The 20,939-nt window shown below is 66.7% G+C and carries 24 protein-coding genes; 13 read left to right on the top strand and 11 right to left on the bottom strand.

Annotated features, from left to right (window positions below; genetic code table 11):
• Positions 1 to 25: 25 nt before the first annotated feature.
• The 3 genes from pdxA to AC3ANU_RS17225 are packed head-to-tail and all read right to left on the bottom strand — an operon-like array spanning position 26 to position 3,218.
• Positions 26 to 1,030, bottom strand: coding sequence for a 4-hydroxythreonine-4-phosphate dehydrogenase PdxA (gene pdxA, locus AC3ANU_RS17235; RefSeq protein ID WP_056393322.1), 1,005 nt, complete (start codon positions 1,028 to 1,030; stop codon positions 26 to 28).
• Complete coding sequence (locus AC3ANU_RS17230; RefSeq protein WP_488314930.1) at positions 1,030 to 2,232, bottom strand: four-carbon acid sugar kinase family protein; 1,203 nt, start codon at positions 2,230 to 2,232, stop codon at positions 1,030 to 1,032. Before AC3ANU_RS17230 ends, pdxA begins: the two co-directional genes overlap by 1 nt.
• Positions 2,229 to 3,218: a 2-keto-3-deoxygluconate permease gene (locus AC3ANU_RS17225; RefSeq protein ID WP_018770443.1), complete on the bottom strand. Its 990-nt coding sequence runs from the start codon at positions 3,216 to 3,218 to the stop codon at positions 2,229 to 2,231. The genes AC3ANU_RS17230 and AC3ANU_RS17225 overlap by 4 nt, the downstream gene beginning before the upstream one ends.
• 208 nt (positions 3,219 to 3,426) lie before the next feature.
• Between AC3ANU_RS17225 and AC3ANU_RS17220 the strand changes: the two genes are divergently transcribed.
• From AC3ANU_RS17220 to AC3ANU_RS17205, 4 genes are all read left to right on the top strand, one after another.
• Complete coding sequence (locus AC3ANU_RS17220) at positions 3,427 to 3,633, top strand: DUF4177 domain-containing protein (RefSeq protein WP_134165583.1); 207 nt, start codon at positions 3,427 to 3,429, stop codon at positions 3,631 to 3,633.
• Positions 3,634 to 3,678: 45 nt separating this feature from the next.
• Entirely contained in the window at positions 3,679 to 4,083 is a 405-nt protein-coding gene (locus AC3ANU_RS17215; RefSeq protein ID WP_488314929.1) for a hypothetical protein, read from the top strand.
• A 162-nt stretch (positions 4,084 to 4,245) separates the two neighbouring features.
• On the top strand, positions 4,246 to 5,241 hold the full coding sequence (locus AC3ANU_RS17210; protein WP_478222198.1) for a metallophosphoesterase family protein: 996 nt from the start codon (positions 4,246 to 4,248) through the stop codon (positions 5,239 to 5,241).
• Positions 5,242 to 5,348: 107 nt separating this feature from the next.
• A complete protein-coding gene (locus AC3ANU_RS17205) occupies positions 5,349 to 5,681 on the top strand; it encodes a hypothetical protein (protein WP_488314928.1) in 333 nt (110 codons plus the stop codon).
• Positions 5,682 to 5,692: 11 nt separating this feature from the next.
• Here AC3ANU_RS17205 and AC3ANU_RS17200 read toward each other — a convergent pair whose 3' ends face one another.
• Positions 5,693 to 6,334 (bottom strand): TetR/AcrR family transcriptional regulator, encoded by a 642-nt coding sequence (locus AC3ANU_RS17200; RefSeq protein ID WP_488314927.1) that lies wholly within the window; start codon positions 6,332 to 6,334, stop codon positions 5,693 to 5,695.
• Positions 6,335 to 6,385: 51 nt separating this feature from the next.
• Here AC3ANU_RS17200 and AC3ANU_RS17195 point away from each other — a divergent pair, with 51 nt between their 5' ends.
• Positions 6,386 to 6,826, top strand: coding sequence for a nuclear transport factor 2 family protein (locus tag AC3ANU_RS17195; RefSeq protein ID WP_134165586.1), 441 nt, complete (start codon positions 6,386 to 6,388; stop codon positions 6,824 to 6,826).
• Between the two features lie 13 nt (positions 6,827 to 6,839).
• Positions 6,840 to 7,298 carry a nuclear transport factor 2 family protein gene (locus tag AC3ANU_RS17190; RefSeq protein ID WP_488314926.1) on the top strand — a complete coding sequence of 153 codons (459 nt, stop codon included), beginning with the start codon at positions 6,840 to 6,842 and terminating at the stop codon, positions 7,296 to 7,298.
• Positions 7,299 to 7,307: 9 nt separating this feature from the next.
• On the opposite strand, the gene AC3ANU_RS17185 is transcribed toward AC3ANU_RS17190, so the two are convergent.
• The 4 genes from AC3ANU_RS17185 to AC3ANU_RS17170 all read right to left on the bottom strand — a co-directional run bounded on the left by AC3ANU_RS17185 (position 7,308) and on the right by AC3ANU_RS17170 (position 8,997).
• Positions 7,308 to 7,550 (bottom strand): hypothetical protein, encoded by a 243-nt coding sequence (locus AC3ANU_RS17185; RefSeq protein WP_488314925.1) that lies wholly within the window; start codon positions 7,548 to 7,550, stop codon positions 7,308 to 7,310.
• A complete protein-coding gene (locus AC3ANU_RS17180; protein ID WP_018770434.1) occupies positions 7,547 to 7,813 on the bottom strand; it encodes a PfkB family carbohydrate kinase in 267 nt (88 codons plus the stop codon). Before AC3ANU_RS17180 ends, AC3ANU_RS17185 begins: the two co-directional genes overlap by 4 nt.
• A 96-nt stretch (positions 7,814 to 7,909) precedes the next feature.
• Positions 7,910 to 8,263 (bottom strand): hypothetical protein, encoded by a 354-nt coding sequence (locus tag AC3ANU_RS17175; protein ID WP_478222195.1) that lies wholly within the window; start codon positions 8,261 to 8,263, stop codon positions 7,910 to 7,912.
• Between the two features lie 8 nt (positions 8,264 to 8,271).
• A complete protein-coding gene (locus tag AC3ANU_RS17170) occupies positions 8,272 to 8,997 on the bottom strand; it encodes a hemerythrin domain-containing protein (protein WP_134165589.1) in 726 nt (241 codons plus the stop codon).
• 199 nt (positions 8,998 to 9,196) lie between these two features.
• On the opposite strand from AC3ANU_RS17170, the gene AC3ANU_RS17165 reads away from it, so the two are divergent.
• Positions 9,197 to 10,087: an alpha/beta fold hydrolase gene (locus AC3ANU_RS17165; RefSeq protein WP_488314924.1), complete on the top strand. Its 891-nt coding sequence runs from the start codon at positions 9,197 to 9,199 to the stop codon at positions 10,085 to 10,087.
• Here the strand turns inward: AC3ANU_RS17165 and AC3ANU_RS17160 are convergent.
• Together AC3ANU_RS17160 and AC3ANU_RS17155 are read right to left on the bottom strand one after the other, a co-directional pair.
• Entirely contained in the window at positions 10,065 to 10,790 is a 726-nt protein-coding gene (locus AC3ANU_RS17160) for an SRPBCC family protein (protein ID WP_488314923.1), read from the bottom strand. The two genes, AC3ANU_RS17165 and AC3ANU_RS17160, sit on opposite strands and share 23 nt — an antisense overlap.
• 97 nt (positions 10,791 to 10,887) lie before the next feature.
• Entirely contained in the window at positions 10,888 to 12,477 is a 1,590-nt protein-coding gene (locus tag AC3ANU_RS17155) for an alkaline phosphatase D family protein (protein ID WP_488314922.1), read from the bottom strand.
• A gap of 202 nt (positions 12,478 to 12,679) precedes the next feature.
• Here AC3ANU_RS17155 and AC3ANU_RS17150 point away from each other — a divergent pair, with 202 nt between their 5' ends.
• Entirely contained in the window at positions 12,680 to 13,462 is a 783-nt protein-coding gene (locus AC3ANU_RS17150) for an SDR family oxidoreductase (RefSeq protein ID WP_488314921.1), read from the top strand.
• Between the two features lie 88 nt (positions 13,463 to 13,550).
• Here AC3ANU_RS17150 and AC3ANU_RS17145 read toward each other — a convergent pair whose 3' ends face one another.
• A complete protein-coding gene (locus AC3ANU_RS17145) occupies positions 13,551 to 13,889 on the bottom strand; it encodes a hypothetical protein (RefSeq protein WP_142068197.1) in 339 nt (112 codons plus the stop codon).
• On the opposite strand from AC3ANU_RS17145, the gene AC3ANU_RS17140 reads away from it, so the two are divergent.
• The 5 genes from AC3ANU_RS17140 to AC3ANU_RS17120 all read left to right on the top strand — a co-directional run bounded on the left by AC3ANU_RS17140 (position 13,873) and on the right by AC3ANU_RS17120 (position 20,938).
• Positions 13,873 to 14,277, top strand: a complete 405-nt coding sequence (locus AC3ANU_RS17140; RefSeq protein ID WP_056393347.1) for a GerMN domain-containing protein — start codon at positions 13,873 to 13,875, stop codon at positions 14,275 to 14,277. The two genes, AC3ANU_RS17145 and AC3ANU_RS17140, sit on opposite strands and share 17 nt — an antisense overlap.
• 361 nt (positions 14,278 to 14,638) lie before the next feature.
• Positions 14,639 to 15,487: an esterase/lipase family protein gene (locus tag AC3ANU_RS17135; protein WP_142068195.1), complete on the top strand. Its 849-nt coding sequence runs from the start codon at positions 14,639 to 14,641 to the stop codon at positions 15,485 to 15,487.
• 88 nt (positions 15,488 to 15,575) lie between these two features.
• A complete protein-coding gene (locus AC3ANU_RS17130) occupies positions 15,576 to 16,256 on the top strand; it encodes a class I SAM-dependent methyltransferase (RefSeq protein ID WP_488314920.1) in 681 nt (226 codons plus the stop codon).
• Positions 16,257 to 16,411: 155 nt separating this feature from the next.
• A complete protein-coding gene (mgtA, locus tag AC3ANU_RS17125; RefSeq protein WP_488314919.1) occupies positions 16,412 to 19,135 on the top strand; it encodes a magnesium-translocating P-type ATPase in 2,724 nt (907 codons plus the stop codon).
• A gap of 123 nt (positions 19,136 to 19,258) precedes the next feature.
• Positions 19,259 to 20,938 (top strand): GAF domain-containing sensor histidine kinase, encoded by a 1,680-nt coding sequence (locus tag AC3ANU_RS17120; RefSeq protein WP_488314918.1) that lies wholly within the window; start codon positions 19,259 to 19,261, stop codon positions 20,936 to 20,938.
• Position 20,939 lies beyond the last annotated feature (1 nt).

The following is a 20,939-nucleotide window of genomic DNA, read 5'->3' as shown; positions in this document are numbered from 1 at the left end:
CTGACCGGCCGATTCCTCCGTGCGGCTAGGGGGCCTCGTCGCGCGACGGCGCCAGGTCCACTGCCTGCCGCAGTGCCTCCAGCAGCGACTCATGGTCCGCGATGTTCTTGCCCGCGATGTCGAACGCCGTGCCGTGGTCCACGGACGTGCGCACCACGGGCAGGCCCACCGTGATGTTCACGCCGTTCTCCAGGCCCAAAACCTTGACGGGGCCGTGGCCCTGGTCGTGGTACTGGGCCACCACCAGGTCGAAGTCGCCGCGGCCGGCCAGGAAGAACAGTGTGTCCGCCGGGAGCGGGCCAAAGGCGTCGATCCCATCCGCCTGGGCCTTCTCGATGCCCGGCTGGATCTTCTCCGCCTCCTCGCCGTAGCCGAACAGCCCGTTCTCGCCCGCGTGCGGGTTGATGGCGCACACGGCGATCCGCGGGTTCTCGATGCCGGACGCGCGCAGCAGTTCATAGCCCCGCTTGATGGTCCGGTACACCAGGTCGCCGTTGATCTTGGCGATCGCATCGATCAGGCCGATGTGGGTGGTCACGTGGATGACGCGCATCTTGGGCGCCGTCAGCATCATGGACACTTCCTCGGTGCCGGTCAGTTCGGCAAGGAGTTCGGTGTGGCCGGGGAACTTGTGCCCGGCCGCGTGCAGCGCCGCCTTGTTCAGCGGCCCGGTGCAGATGGCGTCCACCTGCCGGTCCATGGCCAGCTGGACTGCCTTCTCGATAAAGAGGTAGGACCCGTGTCCGGCGGCGGCGGAGAGCTCGCCCCAGGCAAGGTCCTCCGGGATGCAGTCGATGTCCAGCACGTCGATGGTGCCTTCCTCGAACAAAGCCTCGGACGGCTCCAGGACCGGGCGCAGGGTCAGCGGGCTGGCGACGATGTCCGCTGCCAGCCGCATCCGGCGGAGGTCGCCGATGACCAGCATCCGCGCCTTTGACCGAAGCTCCGCGTCGGCAAGCGCTTTGACGATGATTTCCGGGCCAATGCCGGCCGCATCGCCCATGGTGATGGCAACAATCGGGCGTCCCATTATTTGATACTCATTTCAGTCGTGGTGGCAGTAAGGAAGTTGGTGGTCCGGGCCAGGGTCCCGGCGTCGCCGAACGCGCCGGCCTTGGTGACCAGCAGGGGAAGTGACCCGGGAAGCAGGCTCATCACGACGCCGGGCTCAATCTCTCCGAGGACGGTGAAGCTGCCGGCGCCGAGGGCTTTCAGGACCGCCGTGGCCGTCTCCCCGCCGGTGAGGACCAGGGCGTCGCAGTGCCCGATGCCCGCCGCGGTGGCACGGGCCAGGGCCGCCGCCACAACAAGTGCCTGCGACTTGTCCACGGCGCCCATGGGGTCCGGGGTCAGCACCACGTTTGTCCGCGCCATCGCCTGGGCAACCAGGCGCGGAACCGCGGTGCCGTCCAGGGTGGCGTGCTCCAGGGTAATGTGTTCAGCCCCGGCCGCGACCAGCTCACCAATCTGCTGCCGGGCAAGGGCGGAGTAGCTGCCGATCACGGTCAGGGTCCGGCTGACGCGCCGAACCTGCGCGTTATGCGCACCGGCACGTTCTTCCCGGTCCGCGATGTGCCCTGCCAGGCCGCCGGAACCGACCAGGAGGGCGGGAAAGTCCAGCAGGTCCGCGGCAGCCGCGATGGCCTTGAGGTCATCGTCGGAGACGGCGTCCAGTACGACGGCGTCAATTCCGCGTTCCTGCACGTCCCGCAGGTGCCGCGCGATTTCCTCCGGCGTGCGTCCGGTTGTTCCGGCGACTTCGGCGGTGAGGCCTCCGGCGGCGAGTGCCGCGGCGATGTCCCCGTCAAAGTTCCCTGCGGTGTTGGGAACACCGTTGACGTGCACGATGCCGCCGAGGGTGGTCCGTCCCGTGCCCGGGAACGCGGGGGCAACAACGGCCAGGCCTTTGCCGCGGCCCTGGGTGAGCCGCGCCAGTGTTGCCGCCACTTCCACGCCCACGTTGCCGCGCAGCAGTGAATCAATCTTCTTGAAGACCCGCCGGTGCTGGCCCATGGCCCGGCCGGCCGCCGTCATGACGGCCTTGGCTGCGTCCGCGGGAGGCAGGTAGCGGCTCTCGGTATTGATCGAGAGGATCCCGGCGTCGGGCCAAGCGCTGTCGATGTCGAGGATGACGGAACTGCTGTGCGTGGGCCCGTAGGCTGCGGCCGCATCCGCCGCTCCCGTCAGGTCGTCGGCAATGATTGCCCAGCGCATGGCTGCGTTGGTGTTCATACTGCTGGGGACACCTCGAGAGTCTCCACGGTCTGCTTGGCTTTCAGGCGCTTAGCGTACCAAGCGACCATGAGGGGGCAGCCGATGGCGGTGACCACCACGGAGGCGGCAACCAGCACGGTGGCGGGGCCGGCTGCGGGAGCGTAGGCCGGATTGGCTGCCGCCACCAGCATGGGAACGGTGGCTGCGTTGCCGGCCGTGGTGGCTGCCGCCAGGCCGGCAATGCCCGAGCCGCCGGTCAGCTTGTCCGCAAGGAAGAGCACGGCGCCGCCGGCGATGAGGACGAACAGGCCGAGCGCGACTCCCAGCAGTCCCGCGTTGACAACCTGTCCCAGGTTCAGGCCGAAGCCCAGCGCGAGGGCGAAGAACGGAATGAGGACGGGGGCCGCGGAGGACAGGAACTTGCGCATGGCCGGATCCAGGGCGCCCAGGATGGCTCCGAGGAGCAGGGGGATGATGGCACCCACCAGGGCCTGCCAGGGGAAGGCGGACAGTCCGGCGACGCCGAGGGTCACCATGGTCAGGAAGGGGCCGGATTCCAGGGTCATGACGGAGTAGGCCGCCACATCCTTGGGCTTGCCGTACTGGCCCATCAGGGCCATGTACATTCCGCCGTTGGTGTCATTGAGGGCAGCCAGGATGGCCAGGACAGAAAGGCCCGACAGGATCCCGCCGTCAATGGGTAGTTCGCCCAGGAACCTGCCGGCGATGACGCCGATGATGATCGCGAACAGGACCTTGCTGCCGAAGAGGACGCCGCCCTTTTTCAGGATGTACGGGGTGGCCTTGATATCGATGCTGGCGCCCATGCAGACGTAGAAGACCGCAAGGATGGTGGTGCCACCGGTGAAGAGTGCGCCGGTGAAGGAGCCGAAGAACTTGGCGGAATCCGGGGCGAAGGTGCCGAGAAGGGCACCGATCAGCAGGGGAATCAGCATCATGCCGCCGGGAACTTTTTCCATGGTGGCCTTGATTGGGACAGACATGAATCAACCTCATTGTTGTTGGGGGAGAGGGGCCGAGCAGTCAGCTCGAAGCATGATGTAGATCATATGCCGCATTGCGCGTTTAGCGCAAGCTATCTTGCGTGAACCGCGCAGCACGTTGGAGGCCGGCATCGCGGCGTTCCGATGTCTCACGCTTCCCGCGAGTAGCATTGCTGCCACTTGACCAGCGTCGGAAGGAAGCAGCGCCATGCAGTACGTCGTCATGCAGGTGATCCTCAAGGAGAAACTGTGGGGAACCGGTTCGGGCAACCTGACCTCGCTGGAAAAAGCCATCAACGACCAGGCCGCAAAGGGCTACCGGCTCCACACCATCACCACGTCCAGCAGCGGGAGCAAGGGACTTGGCGGCGGTGACCGCATCCAGGCAACGATGGTCTTCGAGAGCCTGGCGTAAGCCCACACCTCCAATCGAGCCGCGACCCCTGAATAGCCCGCCGCGATGAGTCAGGCTGCTGTCCGGGAGGCCCGCCGCCGATGGACCGGAACCATTGGGTGGCTTTTGCTCGTCCTCGCCTCGATGGTCCTTATCGGCTATGGGATTGTGGGCGCCGATTTCTATTTCTGGCTGCCCACTCCGGCGGAGATGGAGGAGTCCTGGGTCGGTAACCGCTTCACCTACGGCGGATGCGTGATGTCGATCGCGGCCGCCATCTGGTCGCACCGTCGTGGCAACCCCGTCTGGGTGACGGTCTGCGTGGGGCTGCCGGGTGTGCTCGTGGGCTGGGCGGCACTGGCGGAGCCCTACAACCTGATGCGCTTCCTGGCCGCCGTCGTTGCGTTCCCACTGGCCCTGGGTGGCGTTGCTGAGGTTATCTGGGCGCGGGGCCGCCGACAACGGGGATAGCTGGGAAAGGCCTTCGGCATTCTTGGGCACCGCCCCCCGCAGGTTTCACAGCACTCCACCCTTGACAGCCGGTCCAACGCGTAAGGAGGATCAAGGTGCCGGTGCGCGTGGCTGCCTAATGCACGCCGACCTGCGGTTTCGCTGCTCGAAAGGGGATACGGGATGCGGCAAGCACTCCCTCGCCACAAACCCTTCCGGCATGTAGCCGCAGTTTCCGCAGTCCTGCTGGCGCTCTCTGCCACGGCCTGCACGCCGAAGCCGCCGGAGCCCGCGCCTCCCGGGCCCGATGTCCATATCGCCGCGGTGGGCGACATGAACCCCGCCGACAACGTTGACCCTGACAGCCCGTCCGGGCGGAACGGCGCGGCGATAACCAAGCTTGTGGAGAACAATGAGATTGACGCGTTCCTGGGGCTGGGGGACTTCCAGTACGAGACCGGATATTGCGACAACTACGTGAAGACCTGGACACCGCTGTGGGGCGGCACCAAACCCAAGCTGTATTGGGTTTCCGCGCCCAATCACGACTGGGAACCCGGCCGCAACGAAGACCTGGCGAAGTTCATGAACGGCCAATGCCCGGGATCTCCCGAGAAGGCGGCGATCAACCAGGAGCGTGGATTCATCCCGAACGGCGAGCCGTACTCGAAGGACTTCGGCAACTGGCACTTCGCCTTCCTGTCGTCCGCGCTGTGGCGGTACGACAAAGCGGAAGCTTCGGCTGCAACCACGTGGCTGGACAAGGACCTCGCCGCCGCCCAAAAGGCGGGGAAGTACCTGGCTGTCGTGTACCACGAGCCCTACTTCACCTCGGATACGGAGGAGCACGGGCGGGCCGGTGACCAGAAGCCGTGGATCGACCTGATGTGGAAGTACAGGGTCCGGCTGACTTTGTCGGGGTCGCAGCACAACTACGAACGGTCCTGCCCGGTGAACAACGCGGACAAGTGCGTCAATGACGGGATGACGGCATTCCAGGTGTCCACCGGAGGCATCGATACGCGCCCGTTCATCAGCAAGCCAAAATACATCGCCAAGCGCTTCAGTGACACCCGCGGCTTCCTTCGGCTGACTCTGCACGGCGACGGGTCCTTCGACTGGAACTTCGTCCCCACCGCCGGCTCCAGCAAGGACTCGGGAACCCGCTCCGCACCCTAGGGCTGCACCCATGGAGATAGAACCCCGGTGACCTTCGCCTCTACATCCACCGACGCCTGGCAAGCAGACTGGAGCGCAAGAAGTGCGGAGCAGGGAGGTGGCTCGCCGTGCCGCAGTGGGATCTGGGAATTGCCGGCCTGTTATTGCTGGCGGCCATGTCGCTCGCCTTCGGCCTGGTGGCCCACCTGATTGTCGGCAGGCACGTGACCCGCTGGCTCTGGTTCTACGCGGCCCTGGCCTATTTCGTTGCCGGAATCCTGGTCAGCGAAGCCTGGTTCGGCTGGGCTACCGAGGAGGAGCTGCAGCCGAACATTGACGGGCTGTCCTTCGACGAAGTGCAGCTGGTGACTCTCGCCGGCCTCATCGCTGCGCTCACTGCGAGGTTCATGCTCCGGAGGAAAGGCCGCGCCGGAGGATCCGCAGGGAAACCGGCCGGCTGAAGCCCTGACCGCTACTTTGCCCGGACGAGCGCACCGATCCACGTCGCGCCGAGCCAGGTTGAGAACCTCTCGTCACTCCAGCCGCGCTGCCCCACCAGCTGGGCCCACAGTGTGCCGTCCATGGTGGCGAACAGCACGTCCCTGCATTCCTCCTCGCTGACGCCCAGGTGGCCGGTCGCAGCCGCGGCGTGCGCGTAGCGGGTGGCCACGTCCAGGCGCCGGTCCGCCCACTCGGCGAGCATGGCGGCGGCGTCGGGCTCGCTCGCAGCAGCTCCGGTAAGCGCGTCCAGGAGCGGAAAGATGCGGCGGTTGCTCGCCGTCACGAAGACGGCGTGGCGGCGGATCCTCTCCGACAGGTCCGGCTCGGCCAGGATGGACTGCATCTCCTGCCGGTCATAGAGCGCCACGTCCGCTTCATCCCCCCGGAAATCGACATACCAAACGTGCCTGAGCAGCGATGCCTTGGTGCCGAACGTGGCGTATACGGTCTCGACGGAGACGCCGGCGCGCGCGGCCACCTGCTTGATGGTGGTCTGGCCGTATCCCTGGGCAATGAAGAGTTCGTTCGCCGCCGCGATGATGGTCCGCCGGGTTTCTGCAGCCTGCTCCTGGCGGCGACGGGAATCGTACTGCCTCTTGATCTTCCGTTCCATTGGATGCATTATAGCTGTATTCAAAACAGTATGACTGTAATGGAGTTGGTCATGTCCACCGAAACGGATGCATTCCTGGCCGAAATGATTCCCCGCCAGCGGGCCGCGGACGCCGCCATCCACAACGGTGACGTCGCCCCGCGCATCGCGCTTTGGTCGCAGGACGATCCTGTGACGCTCTTCGGGGCGCGGCTCAGCGGCACCGGCTGGGCCGAGGTGGAGCCGATGTTCCACAGTGTGGCCTCGTGGTTCACGCACGCAGACTCCTTCGACCTGGAGATCATCGCTGCCGGAGCAAGCGGCGACCTCGCCTACACCGTGGGCTACGAGCACACCTCCGCCACCGTCGACGGAACGCCGCGCCAGTACACCTTGCGGGTAACGCACGTCTACCGCCGGGAGGACGGGAACTGGCGGATCGTGCACCGGCATGCGGACTTCCCGCCGGGGGAGGCCACCGTTCCTTTGCCTGGCGCCCGGACCGGCACCTAAAGGCGGGCGGGCCATGCACAAGGAAGTCATGCACAAAGAAGCCATGCACAAGGAAACGGACGCGTTCCTGGCGGAGATCCTGCCAAAGCAGCGGGACATGACGCTGGCGCTGCACAAGGGAGACGTGGCACCCCGCCTGGCCCTGTGGTCACACCGGACCCCCGTGACGTTGTTCGGTGCACACATCTCCGGAGCAGGCTGGGCGGACCTCGAACCCAAGTTCCGCCAGGAGGCCCGCCGGTTCACGGGATCTGCCGGATCTGAGTTCGAGCTCGTCGCCGCGGGTGCCAGCGGAAGCCTCGCCTACACGGTCGGCCTTGAGCACAGCAGCGCCGTGGTGGATGGCATCCCCGCCGTCTACACGATGCGCACAACGCACATCTACCGCCGCGAAGAGGGTGCCTGGCGGATCGTCCACCGGCATTCTGATTTCCTGGCAGATCAAAACTCCCAGCTGGCCACGAGGGTTTAGCGGGCAGGCTCAGCCACCGAGTTCCAGCGTAAACACCCACAGCAGCACGTCCTCGCCGGGCACATGCCAATCCCGTTCCGGCGCACGGCGGAAGCCCAGCGACCCGTACAGGGCGTGCGCGCGCTCCATGAACGTGGCGCTGGTGATGCTGATGGCCCCGATGCCAGGAAGCTGCCGGGCGTACGCGTCCCGGGTGATGCGCATGACCTCGGGAAGGTCCGACGGCGCCGCCCGCCGCAGTGTCACGCTCACCGTGTGTCCACGGCCGGGGCAATCCGCTCCAGATAGTAGCCCAGCCGTGCCAAATCGGGCTGGGAGGAAGGGTCGCCGACAGCGTCGGCACCCACCAGGTTGGCAGCAGAAAGTGCCGAGGTGTAGTCCAGGCCCCGCTGCAGCGCCAGGACCAGGGCGGCGCAGAACGCGTCCCCGGCGCCGATGGTGCAGGTGTTCTGGGCAAGGGATTCAGGGAGTGGCCGGCAGACGTACGGAGGGATCTCGAGCGGAGTCGGGAGCACTTCCTGGGCCCGGCAAATTTCGGACGCTGGGATGCGGTCCAGGCAACGACGCATCTGCTGCGGGCCAGCGACGTCGTGGAGGCAGTGCGGCTTACTTCAGCCCGGCGGGCGCCCGTGCCGGAGGTTCCGGGCATGGAGGTACACCATCAGCACCAGGAGCGGAACGTGGATGGCGGGCAGGTTGTGCGCGAACCATCGCGGCAGGTAGATGTCGGTGACGGAGCCGCGCTCGGCGCCGTAGCGCTCCGCGAGTCCGGTGAGCGGACAGCGGAACCCGTTTCCGGCGAACACCAGTGATTCGGCGGCAACCACGGCGGCCGCCCACCCCACCCGCCTGTCCGTGCGGCCGGCCAGGCCGCTGTAGAGCACGTAGATGACGCAGGACTCGATGGAGAACCACGCCAGTGTGTGGACGGCCCTGACCGCCGCCACCGCAGCTTGGCGCCGCAACAGAACGCCTACAGCGTCTCGGGAACCGGGCGTCCGGGGAACAGCGTTGAGTACTGTTTCCGGTACATCCGCCGTCCCACCAGGCGGTAGGCGAGCCGCACAGGGGGAGGGATTTCCTTGAACAGTTCTTTCCGGTCCGCAGGCGGGTTGGTAGCCAGCACCATGCCGAGGTAGCCCACCAGGAATTTCTTGTCGAGTTCCTGGATCCCGTGCTGCCCCACCGCGGCAGCTTCCTTCTCCGTCATCACCCTGTCAGCAACCGGCATCATCTCCGTGACCTCGCGGCGCAGATGTACGTTGAGGACGCCGGACAGGTCTTCATAGCGGGCGGCGAGTTCCGCGCCGGACTCCTCATCCGCCGTCTGCATCCAGCGCAGCCGGACCGGCTCGATGGCCTCCAGCCTCTGCGTGACCTGCCTGTGCTGCTCAAGCATCTGCCCCACATGCAGCGCGCATGCCGGTGCCCGCTCCTTCAGCTGCGGGTACATCAGGAGGTCTTCGCCTTCGTGGTGGATATGCAGCACCTTGTCGAAGTTGCCCAGCACTTCGCCCGCGTAGGCTGCCCGGGCAGTGTCGCCGGCGGCGGCGGAGCGCACCAGTCCCGGCGCCTCGCCGTAGGCCCAGAGGAAGAACCGGTGGATGCGCCGCATCGCTGCCGTCCCCGCGCACAGGACGGGTCCCGCCGGCAGGGGAGGCGCCGTCTCGCCGGGCTGCATTGTGAAGAAGTCGGTCATGTGCGTGGCCCTTTCCAGTCTCGCGAGACAAAGGACCTCTCCCCGGGAGCATCGTAGCCCCGGGCTCCACGGCGCACAACGGCTTTGCGGAAGTACGACGGCGACGGACCAGGCCTTAATGCGCGCAGGGCCGGGTGCACCCGGAGGGGCTGCGCGGCAGGTCCTGACACCGGTACTACTTAAGTAGTAAATTAGGTTCATGGAAGGCAAGGTCGCTGCGATGCCGGAGCTTGATGGCGTCACCCACAGATGGATGAACATCCGCGGCATCCGATTGCATATCGCTGAGGCAGGTAGCGGGGATCCCCTGGTTCTCCTGCACGGCTTCCCGCAGAACTGGTGGGAATGGCACGGCGTGATGCCCTTGATGGCCAGACATTACCGGGTGATCGCGCCGGACCAGCGGGGTTTCGGCTGGAGTGATGCACCACAGGGCCGATACTCAGCCGGGTTGCTGGTGGAGGACGTCATCGGACTCATGGCAAAGCTTGGCATCAGCCGAGCCCGCTTCCTCACCCACGACTGGGGTGCCATCGTGGGGCAGCTACTCGCCATGCAGCGGCCTGATCTTGTTGAGGCACTCATCGTTACAGGTGCCCCCGACGTCCACATCAGGCCCAATGCCCGGCTGGTTTTGGTCTTTCCCAAGCTGTGGCACGCCTTCGCCCTTGCCGTTCCATTTATCGGCCCGCGGATCCAGCGGAGCCGGAAGGTGATGCAGCACCTCTTCACAGCATTTGAACCCGCAGGGGGCGTATCCGAGGCGGACATGAACCTCTACAACGCAGCAGCCGCAAAGCCTGCCAGGGCAAAAGCGGGCTCGGCACTCTACCGCGGCACCATCCTGCCAGCCTTCCTGAAGATCATTTTCGGGGTGTACGGCCGGCGCGACTTCACGGTCCCCACCCTCGTCCTTATCGGATCCATGGAACCATCGGCCACCCTGCAACGGATGGGCCACCGCCGCGGCCGGGGCGGCAACGTCACCACCGAGATCGTCCCGGGTGAGGGGCACTTCATCGCCGACCACCGGCCGGAACTGGTCTCCGGCAGAGCTATGGAGTTCTTCAGGACTCCGCGCGCTGCTTGACCCCGCGGAGCACGCCAACTTCCATGTAGTGGTGCAGCGGGTCGCCAATGAAAAGGTCGACGGCGCGTGCCAGCAGCATCGCGCCCGGAACGTTTTGGAGGGTGAAGGCCAAAGCCCGGGTTGCCATGGGCGCGTCGGGCCCGGCACCGCGCGCCGCGGCGCTCAGGTACCCCTTGCCGCGGTACCGGATGATCAACCGGGTGCGGTTCCCCGGCAGGGGCCGCAGGATGAACTGTTCTCCCGCCACCAGGTGCCGGTTGGGCTCAAGCGCGGTGACGGTCGCGTACACGCCCCCGCCATACGGTACCTTGTCGCCCACCTTGAGGTCCTGCAGTTCCGGGTGGATTCGGGTTGCAGACTGTTTGCCCTCGACGTACCGGGCATGGAACAGGGCACGCTCGACCCGGTCATGCGTGTAGAACCCGGCGCGGTAGATTCCCATCTGCACGATCCACGGCCACACGCGCTCGGGCGGGGCGTCGATGCTGATGGCCCTGGTGCTCTGGATCACCGGTTGGGGCTCAAGGTCGTCGCCGGGCAGCCGCTCCACGGCTTCCGTGCCCTCGGTTCCCCAGCGCAGCATGGCCGGACGCCACAGCAGATATGCCGTGATCTGTACGCCGAGCGACGCCGCCAGGAGCTGCAGGCGCCTGCGCCGATTAGCTCCGCCGTCCGTCCGTCGCAAATATCGCAGTCCGGCCATAGCCGCAACATGCCACGGGACCCCCGGCACGCAAAGTGCCGAAGGTCCCGCCGCCCGGGCCACGCAGGAAAGTCACGCAAACGCCCGCCGCGAGGCGTCAGGCCCGCGCCTGCAGCCCCGGCACGCCGTCGCGGATCTCAAAGGAGGCCTTCGTGGCAACGGGTGCGCCCGGCGTCGTCACGTGGTCCAGCACGCGGAAGTCCGCCGTCATGGAGTCCCTGGTGATGCGCGTGTTCACATAGCCGCGGTTGTCGTTGTAGAACTTCAGGTGCGGGTTCCAGGCCATGGTGGCGTCCGTGGTGGAGCCCGTGCCGTCACCCGTGGAGGTGATGGACGTGCACACCAGTTCCGAGCCCACTACGGGGGAGGCGGGGTCCTTGTAGTCCACCTTCACGTCGTTGGCCCAGTGGCGGTGCACATCGCCGGTGAGGACGACGGCGTTGCGCACCTTCGCGTCGGTCCAGCCCTGGGTGATGCGGCGGCGGGAGGCCGCGTACCCGTCCCAGCCGTCCATGGAAACGTCGTCGATCTCCGGTGCCTTGTTCCGGTCGCGCTCGGCGAAGAAGACCTGCTGGCCCAGGATGTCCCACCGCTGCGTGGAGTTCCTGAATCCGTCCAGCAGCCACTTCTCCTGCTCGGCGCCGGTGATGGTCCGGTTTTCGGCGAGCCGCTCTGTGACGTTCTTCTTCCAGCCGTCGCCGGCAAGCTGGTCGTCCCGGTACTGCCGTGTATCCATCATGTGGAAGTTGGCCAGCTGGCCCCACTGGATGCGGCGGTAGATCTTCATGTCCGGCCCGGCGGGGAGCGAGGACGGGCGCAGCGGCATGTTCTCGTAGTAGGCCTGGAAGGCTGCGGCGCGGCGCTGCCGGAAGTGCTCCACGCTGTCGTTCAACTGGGCGGCGTCCTGGTTCTCCGGAACGTCGTCCGCCCAGTTGTTGTCCACCTCGTGGTCATCCCACACCACCGCCCAGGGTGCGACTGCGTGCGCTGCCTGCAGGTCGGCGTCGGCCTTGTACTGGGCGTGGCGCTGCCGGTACGTCTCCAGCGTGATGGTCTCCGGGCCCTCGTGGTCACGGGGGTTCCCTCCGCCGATCACGTAGCTGCCCTTCTTGTATTCATAAAGGTAGTCGCCCAGGTGCAGTACCAGGTCCGGGTGGTCCTCCGCCAGGCGGCGGTACGCGGAGAAGTAGCCGTGCTCATACTGCGCGCAGCTGGCGAACGCCATGGCCAGCGCGGCGGGCGTCTCGTGCAGGGCAGGGCTGGTGAGGGTGCGGCCCACGGGGCTGACGTACTTGCCGGTGCGGAACCGGTAGAAGTACTCGCGGCCCGGCTGCAGGCCGCGCAGCTCCACGTGCACCGAGTGCGCGGTCTCGGTGCGTGCCTGCTCCACGCCGCGGGCCACCACCTTCCGCATGCCCTGGTCCACGGCCACTTCCCACTGCACGGCCACCGGGCGCGACGGCATGCCGCCCAGCCCGTCCTCGGCCACCGGGTTCACGGCCAGGCGGGTCCACAGGACGAAGCCGTCCGGCCACGGCTCGCCCGATGCGATGCCGAGCATGAAGGGATCGGTGCGAAGGCCCGCGTCGTCCGCGGTGGAAACGGCGACGGCGGCACTTGGCAGTGCGGCGACGATGCCGGCTCCGATGCCGGCGGAGATGAGGGTTCTGCGGGAGATGTTGTCCATGGCTTCCACGCTATTTCCAGCTGTTGGACAGGTTTCGAGGAGGATATGAATGGCCGGTTAACGGCGTGACAAAACCTGTTGATGGATCCGCCGACGCTGGAGCCAGAGCGGGATGCGGCGCAGGGCCTTTGGACTCTGGCCCCGACGCGGGGTCGCAGGCAGAGTGGCTTACAACCCTAACAGGCCAGGGAAAGAGGACATCATGCCCCGCACCTCCGTCGTCACCGGCGCAGCCTCCGGCATTGGCAAAGCCACCAGGGAACTGCTTGAGCAGCGCGGCGAACGCGTCATCGGGGTGGATCTCCACGATGCCGAGGTGGTGGCCGACCTGTCCACCGCCGAGGGACGCGACGCGTTGCCGGATGCGGTGAGGAAGGTCAGCGGCGGCAGGATCGATGCCATCTACGCCAATGCCGGCCTCGCCGTTCCGGCCCCCGCCACCGTGGCCGTCAATTTTTTCGGGACGGTGGCAACGCTGGAAAGGCTCCGGCCCCTTCTGGCGGGGTCGGACGCGCCACGCGCCGTCGCGGTCTCATCGATGGCCGCCCTCCTGGCCAGCGACAGCGAGCTTGTTGCACTCCTGGCCGCCGGGGATGAACCGGCGGCCATGGCCCGCGCCGAGGTCATGGCCAAGGAACCAGCGACCATTGGCCAGCTCATCTACGCCTCCACCAAGCTGGCGCTCTCCCGCTGGGTCCGCCGCCAGGCCGCAACGGCAGAGTGGGCCGGCACCGGGATCCCCCTGAACGCGGTGGCGCCGGGCGTCATCGCCACCCCAATGACGGCGGACCTGATCGATACCGAAGAGGAACGAAGGTCGCTGCTGGAAGTGGTCCCGATGCCGCTGAACGGCATCGCCGAGCCCATTGTGGTGGCCCGCCTGCTGGCCTGGCTCAACAGCGAGGAGAACACGCACCTCTGCGGGCAGATCGTCTACGTCGACGGCGGCAGCGATGTTGTCCTGCGCGGCGACTCGGTGTGGTGAGTCTCCGGGGACTCGGACTTTAGTCCCTGTTCTGGACTAACCCTCAGGCGTAGCTTGAAAGTGGTTCCCGCAACCGCGGGGCGAGCAGTCAAGGGGGCGTCATGACCAGGCCCAGGCATTCGGCACTCAGCATTCTCGGGTTCAGCAGCCTGCTGCTCCTTACGGGGTGCTTCGGCCCTCCCGCCCCGGCCCCTTCCAGCAGTTCCCCGGCCCCCAGCCCCACCGCCAGCAGCGCCAGCCCCAGCAGCGCGTCCCCAAGCACGACGGCGAGCCCCACCGCATCGGCCACCCCCACCACCCCTGCCAGCACCTCAGCCGCACCCACCACGTCAGCCGCCGCTCCGCCGTCGTCCGCTCCTGCCAGCCCGCCGCCCACGGCGGAACCGACGCCCACCGGGCTGCCCGAGCAGGTGGCCCCGCTGACCATCTACTACGTGGCCGTGGGTGACAACGGCGTCTCCGGGCCCGCGATCGGCTGCGGTGACAGCCTGGTGGCCACCACCACGGCCCCCGTCCGCTTCACCGACCAGGTGGGCCCCAGCATCAACACCCTGCTGGCCAACAAGAGCCGCGACATCGGCCTGTCCGGCCTCATCAACGTCCTGTACCAGTCGAGCTTGACCTATCTTGGTGGCGAGTTGAACGGCAGCACCATCACCATCTGGCTTTCCGGGCAGTTCATGCTCGGCGGCGTGTGCGACATCCCACGCGCCAAGGCCCAACTGGAATACACGGCCATGACGGCATCCGGTGCCACCAGCGCGCAGGTGTTCGTCAACGGCCGTCCCATCGACGAGGTACTGAGCCTCAAGTAGCGATCCTGGGCAGAACGTACGGCAGCAGACCTGTACGCCCGGCCGAGAGTCTCACGCCATCTGCACATTCGTGCAGTTGGGGCGGTGCTGTCGGAACGGTGCCGGCTCCAAAGGCCATGGGGGTCTCGGCCGGGCTTAATAGCTACTCACCAGTAACAATGAATATCCCGGCGTGCTGGGACCGGCCGGGTTGCGGTGGGCCGGACGCGGACCAATTCCCCGCACGTTCGTGCAGGCAGGTCCACCTGCGGGTCCAGGCTGCCTAGCATTTCTAGGACCGCACCCCGGGCACCGGCAGGCACACCGCCGCTGGCACCTCGGGCCGCGGAACCCCTGCTGACACGCGAACAAAGAGGTTTATATGTCACTGCTGAAACGCGCCCTGTCCGTCGCCGCAGCCGCCGTCCTGGCAGGCTCGCTCTCCGCGGCTCCCGCCCAGGCCGACACCCTGGACATCGCGCCGCCGGGCGCCAACGACTGGTCCTGCAAGCCCTCCGCCGAACACCCGTACCCCGTGGTCCTGGTGCCCGGAACCTTCGAAAGCATGGCGAAAAACTGGTCCACGCTTTCGCCCTACCTCAAGAGCGCCGGGTACTGCGTCTTCGCCCTCAATTACGGCGAGACCAACGGCGTCTACGCAACCGCCCCGGTGGCCGACTCCGCGAAGGAACTCGCGCCGTTCGTTGATGCCGTCCGCGCCGCCACGGGTGCGCCGAAAGTGGACCTGGTGGGCCACAGCCAGGGCGGCATGATGCCGCGCTACTACATGCACCTGCTGGGCGGCGCCAAGTACGTCCACCACTTGGTGGGAATTGCGCCTTCCAACCACGGCACCCAGGGCCTGATCGTGCCGCCGCCGGATGCCGTCCCGGATCCCGCCTACACCACCCTGGGCTGCGCAGCATGCGCGGACCAGCAGGCCGGGTCGGCGTTCATGCAGGAACTCAACGCCAAGGGCGATACTGTCGCCGGCCCGTCCTACACTGTGATCTCCACCGTTTATGACGAAGTGGTGATTCCCTACAACAGCCAGTTCCTGGCGGGACCGGCCAGGCAGGTCACCAACATCACCATCCAGGACAAGTGTCCTGCCGATGTCTTCGAACACGACCAGACACCCAACGATCCCGTGGTGCACCAGTTTGTGGCGAACGCGCTGGGCCAGGCCTCCGGCCCTGCGGACCCCGCGTACCAGCCCAGCTGCCTGTAGCCCGTACCGCCTTGACCAGCCGCGCCCGGCCCCGGCACCCACGCGCCGTGCCATGATGAGAGCCAGACAGTCCCAAGGAGGTATCCGGATGGACCGCACACCTGGCGGCACGGAGGGCGGGGTGGGGCCGGGCCCGCTGCAGCATCCATTCTTTGCCCGGGCATTTGCCCGGGCCGTGGGCGGCATGGACCGCCGCGGGGCAGCCGACCACCGCCGCCGCGCCCTGGCCGGCCTGCGTGGATCAGTCATCGAAATCGGGGCCGGGGCCGGCTCCTCCTTCCCGCTGTACCCTCCCGCCGTCACCCGCGTCCTGGCCCTGGAACCCGATGACTACCTCCGGGCCCTGGCGCAGAAACAGGCCGCCACGGCCAGCGTCCCCGTAACGGTGGTTGCCGCCGCCGCAGAGAACATCCCCGCGGAGACCGGCAGCGCCGACGCCGTGGTGGCCAGCCTGGTTCTCTGCAGCGTCAAGGACCAGGCCGCCGTGCTTGCGGAGATCCGCCGCGTCCTGCGACCCGGCGGAACACTGGCCTACTACGAGCATGTCCGGTCCCGGCACCCGGTCCTGGCCAGGGCAGAAGACCTCCTGACTCCGCTTTGGGGCCGGTTCATGGGCGGATGCCACCTCAACCGGGACACCCTCGCCGCCATCACCGCAGCAGGCTTCACGATCCAGGACAACCAGCGCTTCGGCTTCGCCGTGCAGCAGCTGAACCCTCCGCTTGCCCACATCCTGGGCACGGCCACCAGCCCCGGACCGCCGGGCTGACGCGCCCCGCTGGCGCGCCGCACTGATATGTCATTGAGCGCCTGAACGCCCCGGCCCGCCTGGCCAACCTCGACCCTGGGCCCTTGGCGAGGCCACGCCGTCGTACCCTTGCCCTAAGCTAACGCCACGAAAGCAAACGTCCGAACGGATGCGGCATGACAGAGCTCAATGTCCGGGAGCGGAGCTCCCTCCAGCTGCCGATCACTGACGCCGCGAGCCTGACATCCGGACAGACGCTTGCGCGCCTGGCCTCCGGCCCGGACGGCCTGCCGGAGGAGGAAGCCGCCGCCCGCTTTGGCAGCCTTGGCCCCAATGCCGTCCGCACGCACCGCGCCAACGCCTGGGCCGTGCTGGGCCGGCAGTTCGCCAGCCCCATCCTCATCCTTCTGCTGGTCACCGCCGGGCTGTCCCTGTTCCTGGGTGACGCAACCAACTCGATCGTCATCGGCGTGATCCTGCTGGTCAGCGTGGGCCTTGGCTTCACCAACGAATTCCGCGCGGAGCGGGCGTCCGAGGCGCTGCACGACCGTGTCACCCACCGCGCCGTGGTCCTTCGGGGCGGGACCACCAGGGAAGTGGACGTTACCGCCTTGGTGCCGGGCGACGTCGTCCATCTCTCCCTGGGTGCCATCATCCCCGCCGACATCCGGCTCCTCGCCACCAACAACCTGCTCTGCGATGAAAGCATCCTCACGGGCGAGTCCCAGCCCGCCGCCAAGGACCCCGCTCCCGTGGCCGCAGGCGCGGCACTGGGCGACCTCGCCTCCTGCGTGTTCATGGGCACGGTGATCCAGTCCGGCAGCTGCACCGGGGTTGTGGTGGCCACCGGTGGCCGGGCTGAGTTCGGCCGCATCGCGCTGGGCCTGGGGGAGAGGCAGCCGCAAACCGAGTTCCAGCTGGGACTCAGGCGCTTTTCGTTCCTGTTGCTGCAGGTGGCGATGGTGCTCACCACGCTGATTTTCGTGGCCAACCTGTTGCTGCAACGCCCGCTCATTGAATCCCTGCTGTTCTCGCTGGCAATCGCCGTAGGCATCACCCCGCAGCTGCTTCCCGCCGTGGTGAGCACGTCCCTGGCCACCGGTACCCGGCAGCTGGCCAAGCGGAAAGTGCTGGTCAAGCGGCTGGTGTGCATCGAGGACCTGGGGGACATGGACATCCTGGTCACGGACAAGACCGGCACCCTGACGGAGGGGCGGATCAGTTTCACCAGCGCGCTTCCGGTGACGCAGGACGTTTCCGAAGACGACCTGCTCACTTTGGGCCTGCTCGCCACGGAGGCCGACTACTCGGAAGGAAATGCAGCCCCGGCAGGGCAGAACCCGCTGGACGCCGCCCTCTGGGACAGCCCCGGCGCCGCCGCCTTTGAACCGAAGCGTCATCAGCGCCTGGACATGATCGGCTTCGATCACCAGCGCCGCCGCACCACCGCTCTGGTCCGTGAAGACGGCGGCCCCGCCCGCCTGGTGACCAAGGGCGCCCCCGAGGACGTCCTCGCCCTGTGTGGGCCAACCCCACCCGCGGTGCAGAGGCTGTTGGACGAGCAGTTCGACGCCGGCTCCCGGGTGGTCGCCGTGGCAACCCGTCCGGCTGCAGACCTGGAGAAGCTGGCCCCGGCTGATGAGCATGGGCTGACGCTGGCCGGGTTCCTCGTTTTCCTGGACCGGCCCAAAACCAACGCCAGGCAGTCCCTGGACCTGCTGGAGGCCCTGGGTATTTCGGTAAAGATCGCCACCGGGGACAACGCCAAGGTGGCGGAGAAAGTCTGTGCCGACCTGGACGTGATCTCCGGCGGCACCCTCACCGGTGCCCAGGTTGAGCAGATGTCCGACGCCGACCTTGCCGCCGCCGCGCGGACAGCCACCATCTTTGCGCGCGTCTCGCCCGAACAGAAAGCGCGCATCATCGGCCTGCTGCGCCTCAGCGGCGGCTCCGTGGGCTTCATGGGCGATGGCGTGAACGATGCCCTGGCACTGCACAAGGCGGACATCGGCATCTCCGTCGACACGGCAACGGACGTTGCCAAGGACGCGGCCGACGTCGTCCTTTTGGACAAGGACCTGGGAGTGCTGGCGGACGGCGTGATGGAGGGGCGGCGGATCTTCGCCAACACCATCAAGTACGTGCTGATGGGCACGTCCAGCAACTTCGGCAACATGTTCAGCGCGGCAGCAGCCTCCGTGGTGCTGAGCTTCCTGCCCATGCTGCCGGGCCAGATCCTGCTGAACAACCTGCTGTATGACTCCGGGCAGCTGGCTATTCCGGGGGACCGGGTGGACAAGGAGCAGCTGCGGGCGCCGTCCCACTGGGACATCGCCTTCATCCGCCGGTTCATGCTTCTCTTCGGGCCCATCAGTTCGCTGTTCGACTTCGCCACCTTCGCCCTGATGCTGTTCGTGTTCACCGCTGCGCCGGGGGAGTTCCGGGCCGGCTGGTTCATCGAATCCATTGCCACCCAGACGCTGATCATCTTCGCCATCCGCACACGGCGTGTTCCCTTCCTGCGCAGCCGGCCGTCAGCCGGCCTGATTGCCGCGTCGCTCGGCGTGGTGGCGCTGGGGATCTTCCTGCCGCTCTCGCCGTTGGCCGGCCTGCTCGGCTTCGACCCGCTGCCTGTCCCGTTCTTCCTGGCCCTGCTGGGCATGGTGGTGGTGTATCTGGTCCTGGTGGAACTGGCCAAACGATGGTTCTTTGCCCGCAGCGCCGAGCAACTGCCCGCCCCGCCACCTCCCGTCAAACGCCGGCACGCCACGCACCACATCGCCCGCAGGGCCTCCAGGTACAGCATCCCGGTCAAGGTCCCCAAGCCCGCGGTCCCCTCAGGCGTGCCAAGGCTTGGGCGGCGCAAGGCGCGGCAGGGGAGATCTGTCCGTAACCCATAACCCTTGTGGCGACGCCGGGGTTAGCATGGAGGAGAGAGAAGCTGGGGCTTTCGCTGAGATGTTCAAAGCAGGGTGATGAAGGCCGCCTTGGATCATGCTGTTCGAACTTTGGGGTGTACTCTCATGTGGCGTGAACCGATCAGGCGGCGGACCCGGGAACTTCTGCGGGAGTTCGTAGAACGGGCTGATGACCTTGTCCGGGCACAGGAACACGTTGAAGGCCTGCTCGGTGCAGTGGTGTCCCTGACCGAAGACCTCAGCCTGGAAGCAGTGCTTGACCGGGTGGTGCAGTCTGCTTGCGAACTGGTGGGAGCGCGCTACGGGGCTCTGGGCGTCATCGGTGATGACCAGCAGCTCAGCCACTTCATCACCGTAGGCATTGATGATGATGGAGCCCGCCTCATCGGTGACCTTCCAACCGGCCACGGAGTGCTTGGCGAACTGATCCGCGAACCCAAACCACTGCGGCTCCACGATCTCGGCGAACTTCCCATTGCCGTCGGTTTCCCCGCCAACCACCCGCCGATGGGCACGTTCCTGGGTGTTCCGGTCCGTGTCCGGGATGAGGTCTTCGGGAACCTGTACCTGACGGAAAAAATCGGCGGCCAGGATTTTTCGGGTGAAGACGAAGACCTGGCAGTAGCCCTGGCTTCTGCTGCCGGCGTGGCCATCCAAAACGCCAAGTTGTTCGATGACAGCAAGCGGCGCCAAAAATGGCTTGAGGCGGGCATGGAGGTCAGTGACTGCCTGAAGGACCGGCCACGCTCGGATACCGAAAACCTGGACATGATCGCGGAACGGGCCGTTAAGGCCTCCGCTTCGGTCCTGGGGGTAATCGCATCCGCGGGCGGGGACGGAACCGTCAGGTGCCGTACATCTGTGGGCGTGCAATCGATGCCTGGCGGCCAGGAATTGCCAGCCTCTGACGTGTTATCCGAAGTCCTGGAAAGCGGGGAGTCCAGGGCGCTGGCAGACCCGTCCCTGGTATTTGACCATGAGCTGGCAGAGAAACTCGGGCCGGTCCTGGTTGCCGCCCTGGGAAGCAACAGTGACGGACACCGGGACAGTGTGCTGATCCTGGCCCGGGGGACCGGTGGAAGCCGCTACACGGACGTGGATGTTGAGCAGAGCGCCGTGTTTGCCTCGCGGATCGGCCTGACGCTGGACCTGCTCAAGGCAAACCAGCTGCGGGAAGAGCACGCGTTGTTCATCGACCGCGAGCGGATTGCGGCGGACCTGCACGACCTGGTCATCCAGCGGCTGTTCGCAGCCGGGTTGAGCATCCAGGGCCTGCGCCGCTACACCTCGGACCCCGTTGCCCATGAGCGCCGCATCGCCGATATCACCACTGAACTGGATGACTGCATCCACCAGCTCCGCGACACGATTTACTCACTGCAGGCCAGGAAACCCGACCGGGAACTCCTCAGCGGCCGCGTCCTGCGCGCCGTGCAGGAAGCAGCCAACGCCGGTGGCTTCCTGCCAAGGATCCAGCTCTCGGGCCCGGTGGATGACATCGTGGACGAGGAGGTGGCCGAACAATTGTTGCCGGTGCTGTCTGAAAGCGTCAGCAACGCCGTGCGGCACTCGGGCTCTGAAGAAATTTACGTCCTCCTCGCCGTTCAGGACGGTGACGTGGTCCTTACCGTCCAGGACCATGGCTGCGGATTTGCCGATCCCGGCCGGATCAGCGGACTGAACAACATGAAGAGCCGGGCCAGCCGGCTGGGCGGGACCTGCACCATTGAGAGCGCCCCCGGCCAAGGCACCAGCGTGACCTGGCGGGTACCCCTTCCGGCCTGAC

The sequence above is a fragment of the Arthrobacter sp. SDR-2R genome (assembly GCF_057747955.1).
Note: the sequence above shows the minus strand (reverse complement) of the source record. Positions and strands in the feature narration are given on the sequence as shown.